The organism is Streptomyces sp. NPDC043876 (genome assembly GCF_056435825.1).
In genome coordinates this window covers 305106-321684 of record NZ_JBWKDV010000011.1, presented here as the reverse complement: position 1 = coordinate 321684, position 16579 = coordinate 305106, and the positions used below count along the sequence as shown (strand labels likewise).

The 16579-nt window shown below is 71.9% G+C and carries 17 protein-coding genes; 16 read left to right on the top strand and 1 reads right to left on the bottom strand.

Annotated features, from left to right (window positions below; genetic code table 11):
* The first annotated feature begins 111 nt into the window (after positions 1 to 111).
* From AC0693_RS30935 to AC0693_RS30880, 12 genes are all read left to right on the top strand, one after another.
* Positions 112 to 1122, top strand: coding sequence for a sugar ABC transporter substrate-binding protein (locus AC0693_RS30935; RefSeq protein WP_478803487.1), 1011 nt, complete (start codon positions 112 to 114; stop codon positions 1120 to 1122).
* Positions 1119 to 2183, top strand: coding sequence for an ABC transporter permease (locus tag AC0693_RS30930; RefSeq protein ID WP_356404933.1), 1065 nt, complete (start codon positions 1119 to 1121; stop codon positions 2181 to 2183). The genes AC0693_RS30935 and AC0693_RS30930 overlap by 4 nt, the downstream gene beginning before the upstream one ends.
* Positions 2180 to 3007 (top strand): ATP-binding cassette domain-containing protein, encoded by an 828-nt coding sequence (locus tag AC0693_RS30925; protein WP_356404935.1) that lies wholly within the window; start codon positions 2180 to 2182, stop codon positions 3005 to 3007. Before AC0693_RS30930 ends, AC0693_RS30925 begins: the two co-directional genes overlap by 4 nt.
* A 15-nt stretch (positions 3008 to 3022) precedes the next feature.
* Positions 3023 to 4189: an ROK family glucokinase gene (locus AC0693_RS30920; RefSeq protein ID WP_356404937.1), complete on the top strand. Its 1167-nt coding sequence runs from the start codon at positions 3023 to 3025 to the stop codon at positions 4187 to 4189.
* Positions 4186 to 4779: a hypothetical protein gene (locus AC0693_RS30915; protein WP_468466791.1), complete on the top strand. Its 594-nt coding sequence runs from the start codon at positions 4186 to 4188 to the stop codon at positions 4777 to 4779. The genes AC0693_RS30920 and AC0693_RS30915 overlap by 4 nt, the downstream gene beginning before the upstream one ends.
* Before the next feature lie 64 nt (positions 4780 to 4843).
* Positions 4844 to 5476 (top strand): MBL fold metallo-hydrolase, encoded by a 633-nt coding sequence (locus tag AC0693_RS30910; RefSeq protein ID WP_478803486.1) that lies wholly within the window; start codon positions 4844 to 4846, stop codon positions 5474 to 5476.
* Between the two features lie 56 nt (positions 5477 to 5532).
* Positions 5533 to 6312, top strand: a complete 780-nt coding sequence (locus AC0693_RS30905; protein ID WP_356404943.1) for an exodeoxyribonuclease III — start codon at positions 5533 to 5535, stop codon at positions 6310 to 6312.
* A gap of 110 nt (positions 6313 to 6422) precedes the next feature.
* Positions 6423 to 6863: a DUF6278 family protein gene (locus tag AC0693_RS30900; protein ID WP_469335315.1), complete on the top strand. Its 441-nt coding sequence runs from the start codon at positions 6423 to 6425 to the stop codon at positions 6861 to 6863.
* Between the two features lie 135 nt (positions 6864 to 6998).
* The gene (locus AC0693_RS30895; RefSeq protein WP_478803485.1) at positions 6999 to 7742 is read left to right on the top strand and encodes an amino acid ABC transporter ATP-binding protein; all 744 of its coding nucleotides are present in this window, start codon (positions 6999 to 7001) and stop codon (positions 7740 to 7742) included.
* A gap of 12 nt (positions 7743 to 7754) precedes the next feature.
* Complete coding sequence (locus tag AC0693_RS30890; RefSeq protein WP_469317321.1) at positions 7755 to 8681, top strand: glutamate ABC transporter substrate-binding protein; 927 nt, start codon at positions 7755 to 7757, stop codon at positions 8679 to 8681.
* A gap of 17 nt (positions 8682 to 8698) precedes the next feature.
* Positions 8699 to 9343 (top strand): amino acid ABC transporter permease, encoded by a 645-nt coding sequence (locus AC0693_RS30885; RefSeq protein ID WP_478803484.1) that lies wholly within the window; start codon positions 8699 to 8701, stop codon positions 9341 to 9343.
* Positions 9340 to 10221, top strand: a complete 882-nt coding sequence (locus AC0693_RS30880) for an amino acid ABC transporter permease (RefSeq protein ID WP_468466780.1) — start codon at positions 9340 to 9342, stop codon at positions 10219 to 10221. The genes AC0693_RS30885 and AC0693_RS30880 overlap by 4 nt, the downstream gene beginning before the upstream one ends.
* A gap of 212 nt (positions 10222 to 10433) precedes the next feature.
* Here AC0693_RS30880 and AC0693_RS30875 read toward each other — a convergent pair whose 3' ends face one another.
* Entirely contained in the window at positions 10434 to 11645 is a 1212-nt protein-coding gene (locus AC0693_RS30875; RefSeq protein ID WP_478803483.1) for a L,D-transpeptidase, read from the bottom strand.
* A 408-nt stretch (positions 11646 to 12053) separates the two neighbouring features.
* Between AC0693_RS30875 and murJ the strand changes: the two genes are divergently transcribed.
* The 4 genes from murJ to AC0693_RS30855 all read left to right on the top strand — a co-directional run bounded on the left by murJ (position 12054) and on the right by AC0693_RS30855 (position 16513).
* The gene (gene murJ / locus AC0693_RS30870) at positions 12054 to 13778 is read left to right on the top strand and encodes a murein biosynthesis integral membrane protein MurJ (RefSeq protein WP_478803482.1); all 1725 of its coding nucleotides are present in this window, start codon (positions 12054 to 12056) and stop codon (positions 13776 to 13778) included.
* A gap of 73 nt (positions 13779 to 13851) precedes the next feature.
* Positions 13852 to 14532, top strand: a complete 681-nt coding sequence (locus AC0693_RS30865; protein ID WP_478803481.1) for a response regulator — start codon at positions 13852 to 13854, stop codon at positions 14530 to 14532.
* Positions 14533 to 14540: 8 nt separating this feature from the next.
* Entirely contained in the window at positions 14541 to 15995 is a 1455-nt protein-coding gene (locus tag AC0693_RS30860) for an ATP-binding protein (protein ID WP_478740721.1), read from the top strand.
* Entirely contained in the window at positions 15992 to 16513 is a 522-nt protein-coding gene (locus tag AC0693_RS30855) for a hypothetical protein (RefSeq protein WP_469335330.1), read from the top strand. The genes AC0693_RS30860 and AC0693_RS30855 overlap by 4 nt, the downstream gene beginning before the upstream one ends.
* Positions 16514 to 16579 lie beyond the last annotated feature (66 nt).

Genomic DNA, 16579 nt, shown 5'->3' with positions numbered 1-16579 from the left:
GTCCACTGTGGCGGATACTGGGCGGCTGGAACCGGAATGACCGTATTGACGACCGCCCCGACGACCGGCGCGGCGGCGCACGTTTTAGGACGAGGGAAGGGCGCGACAGACGTGGCTAGGGTTCGGACAGGGGTACGCGTCGTGGGCGCCGTGCTCGCGGCGGTACTGGGAGCCTCCCTCGCGGGGTGCAGCAGTACGGGCGGCAAGCGCGCCGAGGAGCGGGCGAAGGCCGCCGAGCAGGGCCGCCCGGCCGTCTCCACCCCCCGCTGGACCTTCGCGATGGTCACCCACGCGGGCGATGGCGACACCTTCTGGGACATCGTCCAGAAGGGCGCGAAGGAAGCCGCGGCGAAGGACAACATCAACTTCGTCTACGCGCACGACGACCAGGCGCAGCAGCAGGCCCAGTTCGTGCAGAACGCCATCGACCAGAAGGTCCAGGGCATCATCGTCAGCCTGGCCAAGCCCGAGGCCCTCAAGGACGTCCTCGGCAAGGCCGCCAAGGCGGGCATCCCGGTGATCACCGTGAACTCCGGCTCCGCCCAGTCCAAGGAGTACGGCGCCCTCACCCACATCGGCCAGGACGAGGAGATCGCGGGCGAGGCCGTCGGCGCCGAGCTGACCAAGCGCGGCAGGAAGAAGGCCGTCTGCGTCCTGCACGAGCAGGGCAACGTCGGGCACGAGCAGCGCTGCGCCGGGGCGAAGAAGACCTTCGGCGGCGAGCTGGAGAACCTGTACGTCGAGGGCACCAACATGCCCTCCGTGCAGGCGGCCGTGCAGGCCAAGCTCCAGGCCGACCCGTCCGTCGACGCGGTGCTGACGCTGGGCGCGCCCTTCGCCCCCACCGCCGTCAAGGCCAAGGAGGCGGCGGGCAGCAAGGCGGAGATCGACACCTTCGACCTCAACGAGGCCGTCGCCCGGGACCTGAAGTCGGGCACCCTCGGCTTCGCCGTCGACCAGCAGCCCTACCTCCAGGGCTATGAGGCCGTCGACCTTCTCTGGCTCTACCGCTACAACGCCGACACGCTCGGCGGCGGCCGTCCGGTGCTGACCGGCCCGCAGATCGTGACCGGCGCCGAAGCGGCGAAACTGGAGGAGTTCATCAAGCGGGTGACCCGATGAGCGCGCTCGCCCCCACCGCCCCGCCCGCCCCGCCGGCCAAGGACCGCGACGAGCGCCTCGCGCCCGCCTCGCTGGTGCGCCGCCTGCTCGGCCGCCCGGAGCTGGGCGCCGTCGTCGGCGCGGCCGCCGTCTTCGTCTTCTTCTCCTTCGCCGCCGACAGTTTCCTGCGGGCCTCCAGCCTCAGCACGATCCTGTACTCGGCCTCCACCATCGGGATCATGGCCGTCCCGGTCGCGCTCCTGATGATCGGCGGCGAGTTCGACCTGTCGGCCGGTGTGATGGTCACCAGCTCGGCGCTGGTCAGCTCGATGTTCTCCTACCAGATGACCGCGAACGCCTGGGTCGGCGTCGCCGTCTCCCTGCTGGTCACCCTGGCCATCGGGTTCTTCAACGGGTTCATGCTCACCCGTACGAAACTGCCCAGCTTCATCATCACGCTGGGCACCTTCCTGATGCTGACCGGCCTGAACCTCGGCCTCACCAAGCTGATCAGCGGCTCGGTCTCCACCAAGACCATCGCCGACATGGAGGGCTTCTCCTCGGCCCGCTCCCTGTTCGCCTCGCAGTTCACCATGGGCCCGGTCACCCTGCGGGTCACCATCCTGTGGTGGCTGGTCCTGGTCGCGGTGGCGACCTGGATCCTGCTGCGCACCCGGGCCGGGAACTGGATCTTCGCGGTGGGCGGCGGCGCCGACGCGGCCCGCGCGGTCGGCGTCCCCGTGGTCAAGACCCGGATCGGGCTCTACATGGGCGTCGCCCTGTGCGCCTGGATCTCCGGCCAGCACATCCTGTTCTCGTTCGACGTGGTCCAGTCCGGCGAGGGCGTCGGCAACGAGTTCCTGTACATCATCGCGGCCGTCATCGGCGGCTGCCTGATGACCGGCGGCTACGGCTCCGCCATCGGCTCGGCGGTCGGGGCCTTCATCTTCGGCATGACCAGCAACGGCATCGTGTACGCCCAGTGGAACCCGGACTGGTTCAAGTTCTTCCTGGGCGCGATGCTCCTGCTGGCCACCCTGCTCAACGCATGGGTGCGCAAGCGGGCGGAGGCCAGCAAATGACCGCACTGGTGGAGCTGACCGGCGTCAGCAAGTACTACGGCAACATCCGCGCCCTCGAAGGGGTCTCCCTGGAGGTCTCGGCGGGCGAGATCACCTGTGTCCTCGGGGACAACGGCGCGGGCAAGTCCACCCTCATCAAGATCATCTCGGGGCTGCACCGGCACGACGCGGGCAGCTTCGCGATCGAGGGCGAGGAGACGGTCCTGGCCAATCCCCGCGCCGCCCTCGACCGCGGCATCGCCACCGTCTACCAGGACCTCGCGGTGGTCCCGCTGATGCCCGTCTGGCGCAACTTCTTCCTCGGCTCGGAGCCGACCCGCGGCCGCGGCCCCTTCCGCCGCCTCGACGTGCCCCTGATGCGCGAGACCACCCGCGCCGAGCTGCTGCGCATGGGCATCGACCTGCGCGACGTCGACCAGCCGATCGGCACCCTGTCCGGCGGCGAGCGCCAGTGCGTGGCGATCGCCCGGGCGGTCCACTTCGGCGCGAAGGTGCTCGTCCTGGACGAGCCCACCGCGGCCCTCGGCGTCAAGCAGTCCGGCGTCGTGCTCAAGTACGTGGCCGCCGCCCGGGACGCGGGTCTCGGCGTCGTCCTCATCACGCACAACCCGCACCACGCGTACCTGGTCGGAGACCGTTTCGTGCTCCTCAAGCGGGGCGCGATGGCGGGCAGCCACACCCGGGACTCGATCACCCTGGACGAGCTGACCCGGCAGATGGCGGGCGGCTCGGAACTGGACGAGCTGAGCCACGAGCTGGAGCGGGTGGCAGAATCGGGGACGGCACCGACCCACCCTGACCCTTCCGGAACCACCGCACCATAGGGACGGCACGACGCGATGAGCACGTACCGGGACTTCACGCTCGCCCACCGGGGTGCGGCGCGCGGCACCGTCCTGCGGACCGTCGGAACCCGCGAGCGCCGGTCGCACCTGACCGCCCCGCGGGTCCCCACCGTCGGCATCGACATCGGCGGCACCAAGGTGATGGCCGGCGTCGTCGACGCCGACGGCGTCATCCTGGAGAAGATCCGCACCGAGACCCCCGACAAGTCCAAGAGCCCCAAGGTCGTCGAGGACACCATCGTCGAGCTGGTCCTGGACCTCTCCGACCGCCACGACGTGCACGCCGTGGGCATCGGCGCGGCCGGCTGGGTCGACGCGGACCGCTCGCGGGTGCTCTTCGCCCCGCACCTGGCCTGGCGCGACGAGCCGCTGCGCGACGCGCTCCAGTCGCGGCTCGCGGTGCCGGTCATGGTGGACAACGATGCCAACACCGCCGCCTGGGCGGAGTGGCGCTTCGGCGCCGGGCGCGGCGAGGACCACCTCGTCATGATCACGCTCGGGACCGGCATCGGCGGGGCGATCCTGGAGGACGGCCGGGTCAAGCGCGGCAAGTTCGGCGTGGCCGGTGAATTCGGCCACATGCAGGTGGTCCCCGGCGGGCACCGCTGCCCCTGCGGCAACCGCGGCTGCTGGGAGCAGTACAGCTCGGGCAACGCCCTGGTGCGCGAGGCCCGCGAGCTGGCCGCCGCCGACTCCCCGGTGGCCCACGGCCTCATCGCCCGGGTCGGCGGAAACGTCTCGGAGATCACCGGGCCGCTCATCACCGAACTGGCCCGCGAGGGCGACGCGATGTGCGTCGAGCTGCTCCAGGACATCGGCCAGTGGCTCGGCGTCGGCATCGCCAACCTGGCGGCCGCCCTCGACCCCTCCTGCTTCGTCATCGGGGGCGGCGTCAGCGCCGCCGACGACCTGCTGATCGGCCCGGCCCGGGAGGCCTTCCGGCGCCACCTGACGGGCCGCGGCTACCGGCCCGAGGCCCGGATCGCGAAGGCCCAGCTCGGCCCCGAGGCCGGTATGGTCGGTGCGGCCGACCTCTCCCGGCTCGTCGCCCGGCGCTTCCGCCGCGCCAACCGCCGCCGGGTCGAACGCTACGAACGCTATGCCCAGGCGGGCCGACGGGCCGCCGCCGGGTCCGAGGAACAAGGACCAGACCAGCCGTGACGCCCCCGCCCCCCACCCTGCCGCGCCAGGCCCAGGCCCCCGACGAAGGCGGCGCCCCGTCGCCCGCCGAGGCCCGCCGCCACGTCGTACGGCGCCGCTGGATCACCGCGATCATCATCGTGCTGCTGATCGGCGTACCCGCCGGTTACCTCTCGATCGCCGCCCAGCAGAGCCGCCAGAGCGGCAAGGAGAAGGCGGCGAAGGTCGGCGCCACCAAGGTGCGCGCGGGCTGGCCCTCCACGGTGCAGCGCAGCATCTACGAGGTGCCGATCCCGGACAAGGCCTGGCGGGTCGGCTTCCTGGAGACCAACAACTGGCGCACGAGCCGGCTGTACGTCCAGTTCGCGATCACCCCGGACGAACTCGACGGCTTCCTGACCTCGATCGGCGTCAGCCGCGAGCAGCTGACCCGCGGCGTCTCGATCAGCGAGCGCGACACCGAGGCGGCGGGCTGGAACTGGAACCCGAAGAACGCCTGGTACGGCGCCACGCACGAGCAGGACGACCCGCGCCCCACCCAGGACGTCACCGTCGACCTGACCGTCCCGGCCAAGCCCAAGGTCTACGTCGTCTCCACCGCCACCCCGTAGCACCGGCAGCCCGGGTCGCCGCCACCCCGTAGCCGCCCCCCGGCCCCGCGGCTAGCCTTGGATCATGAAGCTCACCAAGCGGCTGCACTCCTGCGTCCAGGTCGAGAAGGACGGGCGCACGCTCGTCATCGATCCGGGTGCCTTCAGCGAACCCGACGCGGGGCTCGGGGCGGACGCCCTGCTGGTCACCCACGAGCACCCCGACCACTTCGACGAGGGACGCCTGCGGGCCGCCCTCGACGCGAACCCCGGCGCCGGGCTGTGGACCCTCGCCAGTGTCGCCGGACGGCTCGCGCCCGCCTACCCCGGCCGCGTGCACACCGTCGGCCACGGCGACGCCTTCACGGCCGCCGGCTTCGAGGTGCAGGTGCACGGCGAGCTGCACGCCGAGATCCACCCGGACATGCCGCGGGTCACCAACGTCGGCTACCTCGTCGAGGGATCGCTCTTCCATCCGGGGGACGCGCTGACCGTGCCCGGCGTCCCCGTCGACACCCTGCTCCTGCCGGTGCACGCGCCCTGGAACAAGATCGCCGAGGTGATCGACTACGTCCGCGAGGTCAAGCCGCGCAACGCCATCGACATCCACGACGCCTACCTCGCCGACCTGGCCCGGCCGGTCTACGACGCCGTCCTCGGTTCCCTCGGCGGCGCCCCGCACAGCCGCCTCACCGCCGGGGACAGCGCCGACCTCTGACCCGGGCCGCCTGCGCCCGGCCCGTGGCTGTCGGTGCCGGGCGGTAGGTTACGGACATGCGTATCGCCACCTTCAACGTCAACTCGATCACCGCCCGGCTGCCCCGGCTGCTGGCCTGGCTGGAGTCCAGCGGCACCGATGTGCTCTGCGTGCAGGAGACCAAGTGCTCCGCCGAGCAGTTCCCGCACGCCGAGCTGCGCGAGCTGGGCTACGAGTCGGCCGTGCACGCCACCGGCCGGTGGAACGGCGTGGCCCTGATCTCCCGGGTCGGTCTGGAGGACGTGGTCACCGGCCTGCCCGGCGGCCCGGACTACGAGGGCGTGGCGGAGCCGCGCGCGGTCTCCGCGACCTGCGGCGGCGTGCGCCTCTGGTCCGTCTACGTGCCCAACGGCCGCGAGGTGGCGCACGACCACTACGGCTACAAGCTGGAGTGGCTCGGCGCCCTCACCGCGGCCGTCGCCGAGGACGCGGCGGGCCCCCGCCCCTTCGCGGTGCTCGGCGACTTCAACGTGGCCCCGACCGACGAGGACGTCTGGGACCCGGCCGTCTTCGAGGGCATGACCCACGTCACCCCCGAGGAACGGGGCGCCCTGGAGTCCCTGCGCGCCGCCGGGCTCACCGACGTGGTGCCCCGCCCGCTCAAGTACGACCACCCCTACACGTACTGGGACTACCGGATGCTCGCGTTCCCCAAGAACAAGGGCATGCGCATCGACCTCGTGTACGGGAACGCCCCCTTCGCCGCGGCCGTCAAGGACGCCTACGTCGACCGCGAGGAGCGCAAGGGCAAGGGCGCCTCGGACCACGCGCCGGTCGTGGTGGACCTGGACGTCTAGCGGGTCCGTCCGTAGCGGGTCCGTCCGGGGCTTAGCCCACCGGGCCCGGATCGCGGCCGTCCAGGCGCGCCCTATGGCCCCCGGCGGATACGAGTGCCAGGCTGGTCGGTATGAACATCCCCTTCCTGGGCCAGTGGCTGAACCGGCACGAGACCGAGCACGGCGAGGCGTTGGCCGCCGCCCTCTCGGACGATCCCGAGGGCGTGGGCGAGATGTTCGCGGAGTGCGAGCTGCTGCGCGCCCAGGCGCGCGCGGCCGGCCTCGAACTCGACGGCACCCCCGCCTCGTTGGAGGCGCTGGACCAGCTGATGCCGCGCTGGCGGCGGGACCCCGAGAGCGTGCCGTGGCTCGGCAACGACGCGGGCTTCTACCTGGGCACGGTGATCATCAAGACCCTGCCCGGCTGCGGCTGGCAGGTGTGGCCGAGCGGCCAGCCGGTGATCCGGCTGGCCTCGGGCCGCGAGCTGAACGTGGTCGAGTGCGGGGTGTCCTGGGCGATGACCGGCTCGCCGGAGCTGTCCCAGACCTACGCGGAGGCCTCCGAGGGCTGACCCGGGACCGCCCCGTGCACGTGCCGGTGACGTTTATGCCGCTTTTAGGCATGTCGTGCGTGTCGCGGTGAAGTCGCGTTCCCCGCTGGATAGTTTGCGCTGACTCGACACACCGACAAGTGGGCAGGGCAGCGTATGGCCGTCGATCCGTTGATCGAGCTGCGGGACGTCAACAAGCACTTCGGACAACTGCATGTCCTCCAGGACATCAACCTCACCGTCGGCCGCGGGGAGGTGGTGGTGGTCATCGGCCCCTCCGGCTCCGGCAAATCCACCCTGTGCCGGGCGATCAACCGGCTGGAGGCCATCGAGTCGGGCACGATCACCCTCGACGGCAAGCCGCTGCCCGCGGAGGGCAAGGACCTGGCCGCCCTGCGGGCCGACGTGGGCATGGTCTTCCAGTCCTTCAACCTCTTCGCGCACAAGACCGTGCTCGCCAACGTGTCCCTCGCGCAGATGAAGGTCAGGAAGCGCGGCCGCGACGAGGCCGACAAGCGGTCCCGGGAACTCCTGGACCGGGTCGGCCTGGCCGACCAGGCCGACAAGTACCCCGCGCAGCTCTCCGGCGGCCAGCAGCAGCGCGTGGCCATCGCCCGCGCGCTGGCCATGAACCCCAAGGCGCTGCTCTTCGACGAGCCCACCTCCGCCCTCGACCCGGAGATGATCAACGAGGTGCTGGAGGTCATGCAGCAGCTCGCCGGCGAGGGCATGACCATGGTCGTGGTCACCCACGAGATGGGCTTCGCCCGCTCCGCCGCCAACCGCGTCGTCTTCATGGCCGACGGGAAGATCATCGAGGACCGCACGCCGGAGGAGTTCTTCACCGCCCCCGAGAGCGAGCGGGCCAAGGACTTCCTCTCCAAGATCCTCAAGCACTGAGGGGCGGCCCCGATGCACGCGACACGCGCCGTCCGGCTGCCCGCCTGCGCCCTCGCGCTGACCCTCGCCCTGCTCGGCGCGGTGAGCGGCTGCGGCAAGTCCGGCAGCCCGCCGGTCAAGGGCCCGCAGCCCGAGGACCTGCCGGTCTACCACGTGGACACCGGCTTCCGGCTGCCCGGTTCACCGACCTGGGAGAAGGCGAAGCGGCGCGGCCGCCTCGTGGTGGGCGCCAAGGAGGACCAGCCGTACATGGGGGAGAAGGACCCCGCGAGCGGCCGCTACTCCGGCTTCGACATCGAGATCGCGAAGATGATGTCCGCCTCCCTCGGCTTCGCCCCGAAGACGATCGAGTTCAGGACGATCGCCTCCGCCAACCGCGAGACGGCCCTGCAGAACGGCCAGATCGACTACTACGTCGGCACCTACACGATCAACGACAACCGCAAGAAGCAGGTCGGCTTCGCCGGTCCGTACTACATGGCGGGCCAGTCCCTGCTGGTCCGCCGGAACGAGAAGGACATCAAGGGCCCGGCGGACCTCGCGGGCAAGAAGGTGTGCTCGGCGGCCGGCTCCACCCCCTTCCAGCGCCTCCAGAAGGACTTCCCGAAGGCGGTCCTCGTCGCCTACGACACCTACTCCGTGTGCGTGGACAACCTGCTGACCTACCAGGTGGACGCCGTCTCCACCGACGACTCGATCCTGCTCGGCTACGCGGCCAAGGTGCCCGAGGAGCTGAAGGTCGTCGGCAGGCCCTTCTCGCGGGAGCCCTACGGCATCGGCGTACCGCGCTCCGACAACGCCCTGCGCTTCGCCCTCGACGACGCCCTCGCGGCGCACGAGAAGAACGGCGACTGGACCAAGGCCTACGCGGCCACCCTCGGCCTGTCCGGAGTGCCCGCCCCGAAGCCGCCCGCCATCGACCGCTATCCCGCGAGCTGAGAGGAGCCCGTACCGGCATGGACGTACTGACCAGCAACTTCTCGCTCTACGGCAAAGGTTTCCTCGGCACAGTCGAACTGACCGTCTACGCCTCCCTGCTCGCCCTGGTGCTCGGCTTCGTCATGGCCTCCTTCCGGGCCGCGCCGATCGGCTCCTTCCGGGTGCTCGGCACGGTGTGGGTGGCCGTCCTGCGCAACACCCCGCTCACCCTGCTCTTCTTCGCCGTCCTGCTCGGCCTGCCCCGCTTCGGGCTGGTCCTGCCCTTCCAGCTCTTCGCGGTCCTGGCGCTCGGCTGCTACACCTCCGCCTTCATCTGCGAGGTCCTGCGCTCCGGCATCAACACCGTGCCCAAGGGCCAGGGCGAGGCCGCCCGCAGCCTCGGCATGTCCTTCGGGCAGACGCTGGGCACGGTGGTGCTGCCCCAGGCCTTCCGCTCGGTCATCCCGCCCATCGGATCCACCCTGATCGCCCTCGCCAAGAATTCGGCGATCGCCGGCGCCTTCAGCGTCACCGAGCTGCTGGGCACGTACAAGACGCTCAACGAACTGGGTTACAGCATCATCTGGACCTTCGTCTGGATCGCCGTCGGCTACCTGATCATCACCCTGTCCATCAGCGCGCTCTTCAACGTGCTGGAGAAGCGCTGGGGAGTCGCCCGATGACCGCACACGCGCTGCACGGAGACCCGGGGTCCACGGCGCTCTACGACATCCCCGGCCCGCGCGCCCGGCGGCGCCACTTCCTGTACGGAACGGTGTCGACCGCGGTGATCCTGGCCCTGCTGGGCTGGATCGTGTACCTGCTCTTCGACACCGACCAGTTCACCGCCGGCAAGTGGAGCCCCTTCGCGTACACGGGCATCCAGCGGCTGCTGCTGACGGGGCTGGGCAACACGCTCAAGGCCTTCGCCTACGCGTCGGTGCTCTCGCTGGCCCTCGGCGCCGTCCTGGCCACCGGACGGCTGTCCGCGCACCGGCCGGTGCGCTGGGCCGCCACGCTGTGCGTGGAGTTCTTCCGGGCCATGCCGGTGCTGGTGATGATCTTCTTCATCTTCGTCGCGCTGAAGGTCCAGCCGCTGCCCGCCCTGGTGGCGGGGCTGACCCTCTACAACGGCTCGGTGCTGGCCGAGGTCTTCCGTACGGGCATCAACGCGGTGGAGCGCGGGCAGCGGGAGGCGGCGTACGCGCTGGGCATGCGCAAGACACAGGTGATGACCTTCGTCCTGGCGCCGCAGGCGGTCCGGGCGATGCTGCCGACCATCATCAGCCAGCTCGTGGTGGCCCTCAAGGACACCTCGCTCGGCTTCCTGATCACCTACGAGGAGTTCCTGCACGCCGGCAAGCTCATCGCGTCCAACCTCGACTACGACCTGCCCTTCATCCCGGTCGTGATGATCATCTCGCCGGTCTACATCGGCATGTGCATGCTGCTGTCCTGGTTCGCCACCCGGATGGCCCGGCGCCAGCGGCGCAACCCGAAGACCGAGGCCGCCCACGTGGGTCCGGCCGAGGCGGGGAGCCTGCTGCCGGGCGGTCCGTAACGCCCCGAGGAGCCCCGAGAGCGCCACCCCGCCCGGCGGCAGCCGTGGATCACTGCTCGCGCAGCGGTACCGAGATGCAGGACGGATCGGTGCGCGGCGAGGAGAAGGTCAGCTGCGCGCCGGTGGGGTTGTGCGCGATGTGGAGCGGGTCGACGGTGTCCACGGTCGTCGCTACGGGACTTCCAGCCGGGGGGGGCAGGCCCAGGGCGGAGTCAGTTCTGTACGGCGCTCTTCTTCTGCCAGTCCGCCCAGCTGAGGTTCCACTCGCCGTAGCCGTTGCCGATGTCCGCCCTGCCCTTGGAGCCCTCGCCGACCACCTCGATGAGGTCGCCGACCTGGGACTCCTCGTAGAAGGCCGCGGCGTCCGCGGTGCTCATCCCCACGCAGCCGGAACTGGTGTTCGCGTTACCGAAGTTGGCGCTGTTCCAGGGCGCGGCGTGCACGTACATGCCCGACCAGGTCAACCGCATCGAGCTGTCGACCATCTTGTCGTAGGAGTCGCCGAGGCCGACCGTCTGGGAGTCCATCCGGATGGTGCCCTCCTTGGCCATCAGCACCATCTTCCCGGACCAGGAGGCCTTCTGGCCGCCCGGCGTACCGGCCGAGATCCGGATCGACTTGACCACCCGGCCGTCCTCGGAGACCGACATCTTCCTGGTGTCGAGGTCGACCGTCATCCGGCGGTCCTTGCCTATCTTGAACGCGGTGTCGTAGTCCTTGACGAAGTAACCGCCGCCCGAGTCGATGCCGTTCAGCTTCATCTCGACCTTCACGTCCGTACCGGACTTCCAGTACTCCTTGGGGCGCCAGTCCACGCGGTCGTTGCCCGAGTAGTCCTTGAACCAGCCCCACGCGCCCTCGGTGTTGTTCGAGGTGGTGACCTTCAGGTGCTTCTCGACCTCGGCCTTGTTCTTGACCGGGTTGTCGAAGACGATCGACACCGGCTGGGCTATGCCCACGACCGGGGTGGCGCGGCCCGGGTTGATCGTGACCTTGTTCACCTTGTCCGCGGCGGTCGTCCGGAACTTCGTGCTCGCGCTCTGGCTCTCGGTGTTCTGCGCGTCGACCTTGTAGTCCTGACCCGGCGAGGCGTTGCGCTCGGAGGTCCAGCTCCGCCCGTCCTCGGCTATCCGGCCCGCCAGCTCCCCGCCCTTGCCGTCGACCACCTTGACCTGGGCGAGCTTGCCCTCCGCGAGGGTCACCCTGACCGGCTCGCCCGCCTTCACCCGGTCGCCCGCCAGATTCACGGAGACCGCCATCGGCGCCTTGTTCTTCATCTCGGCCTTGCCGTCGCCGCCCGGACCGCCCGAGCAGGCGGTGAGGGCCGCGGCGGCCAGCAGCGCGGTGGCGGCCAGGGCGGCGCGGTGGCCGCGTCCCGCCGGGGCCGGGCGGCGGGGCGGTGCGGTACGGCGTGTGCGGCTCAACGAAAACCCTCCGATGTGATGACCATTCGCAAACAAAGAGCGAAAGGCGCGGTGTTCGGTTGCGGGGTGCGGGAAAAAGATCCGCGTTGACGCTGTGATCTTCGCTGCGACCGACCGTCGTCCCGCGGTGTCCCGCGTGCACCGTCCCTCGACAACCCGTCGCACCGGCGCGGCGGGAGGCGTTGCGACGGCGAATCAGGTGCCGCGGTTGACGGTGGCCGCCGGCGGCCCGGAAGGCCGCCCGGAAGGCGGCCCGGGCGACGGCCCGACAACGCCCCCGACGACGGTTCCGACGGCGGCGGGGTACCCTCCACCCTCACCCCGACGCACCTTCCTCCGGGCTGCCGCGCCGCAGGACCCCGCGCCGGCGGACAGGTCGTCGCCCGCGCCCGGCGAGTGGAGATCCCGATGGACGGCCGTACCGACACCGCGCCCCGCGCCGGGGCACCCGGTGTGCCCGGCCCGCCGGTGCCGGGCCGACCGCGCGTCGGCGCCCCGCCCGCCGGCGCGCGGGCGCGCACGCCCTCCGTGCTGCGCAGCGGCGCCCTCATGGCCGCGGGCTCGGTCGTCTCGCGCGCCACCGGCTTCGTCCGCTCCGCCGTCGTCGTCGCGGCCCTCGGCACCGGACTGCTCGGCGACGGCTACGCGGTCGCCAACACCGTGCCCAACATCCTCTACATGCTGCTCATCGGCGGCGCGCTGAACGCGGTCTTCGTGCCCGAACTGGTCCGCGCGGCCAAGGAGCACGCCGACGGCGGCGCCGCCTACACGGACCGGCTGCTGACCGCGTGCACCGCGGCGCTCGTACTCCTGACCGCCGCCGCCGTGTTCGGCGCCCCGCTGATCGTCGCGGCGTACACCGGTTACGACGGCGCCCAGGCGAGCACGACCGTCGCCCTGGCCCGCTACTGCCTGCCGCAGATCCTCTTCTACGGCCTGTTCACCCTGCTCGGGCAAGTGCTCAACGCCCGGGGCCGGTTCGGCGCGATGATGTGGACCCCGGTCCTCAACAACCTCGTGGTCATCGGTGTCTTCGGGCTCTTCCTCCACCTCTCCCGGGGCGGTCCCGCAGGTGCGGAGGGCCTGACGGCCGCCGACGCCCGGCTCCTGGGCTGGGGCACCACCGCCGGGATCGTCGTCCAGGCCCTCGCCCTGCTCCCCTCGCTCCGCGCGGCCGGCATGCGCTGGCGCCCCCGCTTCGACTGGCGCGGCAGCGGCCTCGCCCGCCCGCTGCGCAACGCGGGCTGGCTGGTGCTGCTCGTCCTCACCAACCAGATCGCCTACTGGGTCGTCACCCGGCTCTCCACCACCACGGGACAGCGGGCCGCCCTGGACGGCCTGGCGGGCGGCGCGGGCTACACCGCCTACGGCAACGCCTTCCAGCTGTGGATCGTCCCCCAGGGCATCATCACCGTCTCCCTCGTCACCGCCCTGATGCCCCGGATGAGCGCGGCCGCGGCCGACGCGGACCTCGGCCGGCTGCGGCGCGACGTCTCGTACGCCCTGCGCACCAGCGCGGCCCTGGTCGTCCCGGCCGCCGCGCTCTTCGCCGCCCTCGCGCCCTGGGTGATGGGCGCCGTCTTCGAGCACGGGCGCACCGGCCCCGCCGACATCGTGGTCATGGCGGGCATCCTCACGGCCTTCGCCCCCGGCCTGATCGCCTTCTCGGGGCAGTACGTCCTGTCGCGCGGCTTCTACGCCCTGTCCGACACCCGCACCCCGTTCTTCCTGAACCTGGTGATCGCGGTGCTCAACGGCGGCCTCTCCGCCGCCGCCTACCTCCTGCTGCCCCCGCGCTGGGCCGTCACCGGCATGGCCGCCGCCTACACCGTCGCCCTCTGCGCCGGCACGGCCGTGACGGCGTACGCCCTCGCCCGGCGCCTGGGCCCGCGGACGGGCACCGGGCCGCAGGCCACCGCGCTCGGCACCCACCTGCGGCTGCTGCTCGCCTGCCTGCCCGCGGGGGCCGCCGGCCACGCCGCGGCCCGGGCCGCCGAAGGCTTCGGCACCCTCGCCGCGCTCGGCGCGGGAACCGCGGCCCTGGCCCTGACCGTCGTACTCCTCGCCCGGCCCCTGCGGCTCACCGGGATCACGGACCTGCCGGGCTCCCTGCGGCGCGCGCTGGGACGTTAGCCGCGGTGGGCCGAAGGCACGTGGGGGCCGTTAGGGTGAGGAAACCACTCAAAACACCTGGGACACTGACCGGATGCCACGCGTACTGCTCATAGAGGACGACCCCTCGATCAGGGAAGGGGTCGCGCTCGGCCTGCGCCGGCGCGGGCACGAGGTGCATGCCGCCGAGACCGGTGAGGCGGGCCTCGCCCAGCTCGCCGTGTTCCGGCCCGAGCTGGTCCTCCTCGACCTGATGCTGCCCGGCATCAACGGCGTCCAGGTCTGCACGCGGATCCGGGAGACCAGCCAGATCCCGGTCATCATGCTGACCGCGCGCGGCGACGACTTCGACATCGTCGTCGGACTGGAGGCGGGAGCCGACGACTACATCGTCAAACCCGCGCGCACCGAGGTCATCGAGGCCCGGATCAAGGCCGTACTGCGGCGCCTGTCCGCGCCCGCGGGCCGCCAGGGCGTCGAGCGCCACGGCGAACTGGCCGTCGACCGGGCGGGACTTGCCGTCGAGAAGAACGGCGTGCCCGTCGCCCTCGCCCCCAGCGAGCTCAAACTGCTGCTGCACCTGTCCGCCTCGCCCGAGCAGGTCTTCAGCCGCCAGCAGCTGCTCGCCTACGTCTGGGACCACAGCTACCACGCCGACGCCCGGCTCGTGGACGCCTGCGTCCGCCGCCTGCGCAACAAGATCGAGGACGTACCCGGCAGCCCCCGCTACATCCGGACCGTGCGCGGCTTCGGCTACCGCTTCGGCCCCCTGTAGGGCCCGCCGTGCGACGGATCGCCCCCCTCGGCCTGCGCACCCGGCTCATCGCCGCCTTCCTCCTCGTCGCCGCGATCAGCGCCGTGTCCACCGCGGCCCTCACCTACCGGCAGGCGCGCACCGCGGTTCTCACGCAGAGCCAGGACACCGCCGTGGCCACCCTCCGCGACCAGGTGGAGGGCCTCGGGATCACCCTGCCGGTCGACCGGCAGACCCTCCAGTACCAGGTCAACGAGCTGGGCAAGCGCGGCAAGCCGCACACCTGGGCGGTCTACGGCGAATACGGCGCCCTGCGCGTCAGCTCCACGTCCGGGGGCGCGGCCCGCTCACCCCTCCTCAGCGAGAAGCTGCGCCACCAGATCACGGTCAACCCGCACGCCGCCTTCCAGCGGGTCCAGTCCGCCACCGGCCGCCCCTACCTGGTCGTCGGCGTGCCCGCCGTCTTCGCCCGGCAGGGCTTCGTCCAGCCCACCGGCGCCGTCTTTTACGCCGTGATGCCGCTCACGACCGAGGAGCAGACCGTCGCCCTCATGGTCGACGCCGCCCGCACCGGCGCGCTCCCCGGCCTCGCCATCGCCCTGGTCCCGGCGCTGCTCGCCGCCCGCAGCGTGCTCCGGCCCGTCCGCAACCTGCGCACCGCCGCCCAGCGCATGGGGCGCGGCCGGCTCGACACCCGGATCGAGGTCCGGGGGGCCGACGAACTGGCCGGGCTCGCCGAGACCTTCAACGAGACCGCCCGCGCGCTGGAGCGCTCCGTCGAAGACCTCCGGCAGGCCGAGACCCGGGCCCGCCGTTTCGCCGCCGACGTCTCGCACGAACTGCGCACCCCGCTCGCCGGGATGCTCGCCGTCACCGAGGTGCTCGACGAGGACGCCGAGCACCTGGACCTCGCCCCGGACACCGCCAAGGCGCTCCGGCTGATCAGCGCCGAGACCGGCAAGCTCGCCGTCCTGGTCGAGGACCTGATGGAGATCTCCCGCTTCGACGCCCGCGCCGCCGGGCTCAACCTCGACGACGTCGACCTCACCGAAGCCGTCGGCAAGACCCTCGAACTGCGCCACTGGGGCGAGGACGAGGTGGTCGCCGACCTCCCCGCGGGCATCAGGGCCCGGCTCGACCCGCGCCGCTTCGACGTGGTCCTCGCCAATCTGGTCGGCAACGCCCTGCGGCACGGCGGCGCGCCGGTACGGATCACCGCCCGCACCCGCCCCCACCCCGAAGGGGAACGGCTGACCGTGGAGATCGCCGACAGCGGCCCGGGGATCGCCCCCGAGGCGCTGCCCCACATCTTCGACCGCTTCTACAAGGCGGACGCGGCCCGTACCCGGTCGGCGGGCAGCGGACTGGGCCTGGCCATCACCCTGGAGAACGTCCGGCTGCACGGCGGGACCGTCCGCGCCGCCAACGGCGCCGACGGCGGCGCCGTGTTCACCGTCGAGATGCCGCTGGAGGCCCGCGCATGACCCGCCGCACCGGCGCACGGGCCGCGGCGGCTGCCGCCGCCCTGCTGCTCCCGCTGCTGGCGGCCGGGTGCGGGATCAAGGAGACCGGGGTGGTGGAGAGCGGCCGTCCCGCGAGCGTCACGGTTGCCGGACCGCCCGATGTGGACGTCGTGTACTTCGTCGCCCCCGACGGGCGGCTCGCGCCGACCGTGCCCGTCGCGGGTCCGCACGTCGCCACCGGCGTCCTGCTCTCCCGGCTCCTCGCGGGCCCCGACGCCGAGGCGAGGGCCGCCGGGCTGACCACCGCGCTGCACGCCCCGGGCGGCAAGGCAGCCGTCCCGCCGCGCGTCGAGCGCGACGAGCAGGACCGGCTGCTGGTGCGGCTGCCGTCCTTCCGGAACGCGGAGCTGTCCGGCACCGCGAAGAACCAGCTGGTCTGCACCGCGGCCCTCTCGGCGGACCACACGGGCACGACCGAGGTGGTGCTGCTGGCCGCCGACGGGGCCACGGCCCCGCTCCGGTGCCCGCTGGCGCGCTGACGGGGCCGACGGCGGCTCCGGTGCCCCCGGCGCGGTCACCACCGGCCGGGGCGTCGGCCGGTCACA

Coding starts and splice junctions, on each gene's coding strand:
- AC0693_RS30900 (WP_469335315.1), top strand. CDS start 6,423: ATGAACATCCCCTTCCTGGGCCAGTGGCTGAACCGGCACGAGACCGAG.
- AC0693_RS30920 (WP_356404937.1), top strand. CDS start 3,023: ATGAGCACGTACCGGGACTTCACGCTCGCCCACCGGGGTGCGGCGCGC.
- AC0693_RS30895 (WP_478803485.1), top strand. CDS start 6,999: ATGGCCGTCGATCCGTTGATCGAGCTGCGGGACGTCAACAAGCACTTC.
- AC0693_RS30930 (WP_356404933.1), top strand. CDS start 1,119: ATGAGCGCGCTCGCCCCCACCGCCCCGCCCGCCCCGCCGGCCAAGGAC.
- AC0693_RS30865 (WP_478803481.1), top strand. CDS start 13,852: ATGCCACGCGTACTGCTCATAGAGGACGACCCCTCGATCAGGGAAGGG.
- AC0693_RS30905 (WP_356404943.1), top strand. CDS start 5,533: ATGCGTATCGCCACCTTCAACGTCAACTCGATCACCGCCCGGCTGCCC.
- AC0693_RS30910 (WP_478803486.1), top strand. CDS start 4,844: ATGAAGCTCACCAAGCGGCTGCACTCCTGCGTCCAGGTCGAGAAGGAC.
- AC0693_RS30855 (WP_469335330.1), top strand. CDS start 15,992: ATGACCCGCCGCACCGGCGCACGGGCCGCGGCGGCTGCCGCCGCCCTG.
- AC0693_RS30885 (WP_478803484.1), top strand. CDS start 8,699: ATGGACGTACTGACCAGCAACTTCTCGCTCTACGGCAAAGGTTTCCTC.
- murJ (WP_478803482.1), top strand. CDS start 12,054: ATGGACGGCCGTACCGACACCGCGCCCCGCGCCGGGGCACCCGGTGTG.
- AC0693_RS30925 (WP_356404935.1), top strand. CDS start 2,180: ATGACCGCACTGGTGGAGCTGACCGGCGTCAGCAAGTACTACGGCAAC.
- AC0693_RS30880 (WP_468466780.1), top strand. CDS start 9,340: ATGACCGCACACGCGCTGCACGGAGACCCGGGGTCCACGGCGCTCTAC.
- AC0693_RS30890 (WP_469317321.1), top strand. CDS start 7,755: ATGCACGCGACACGCGCCGTCCGGCTGCCCGCCTGCGCCCTCGCGCTG.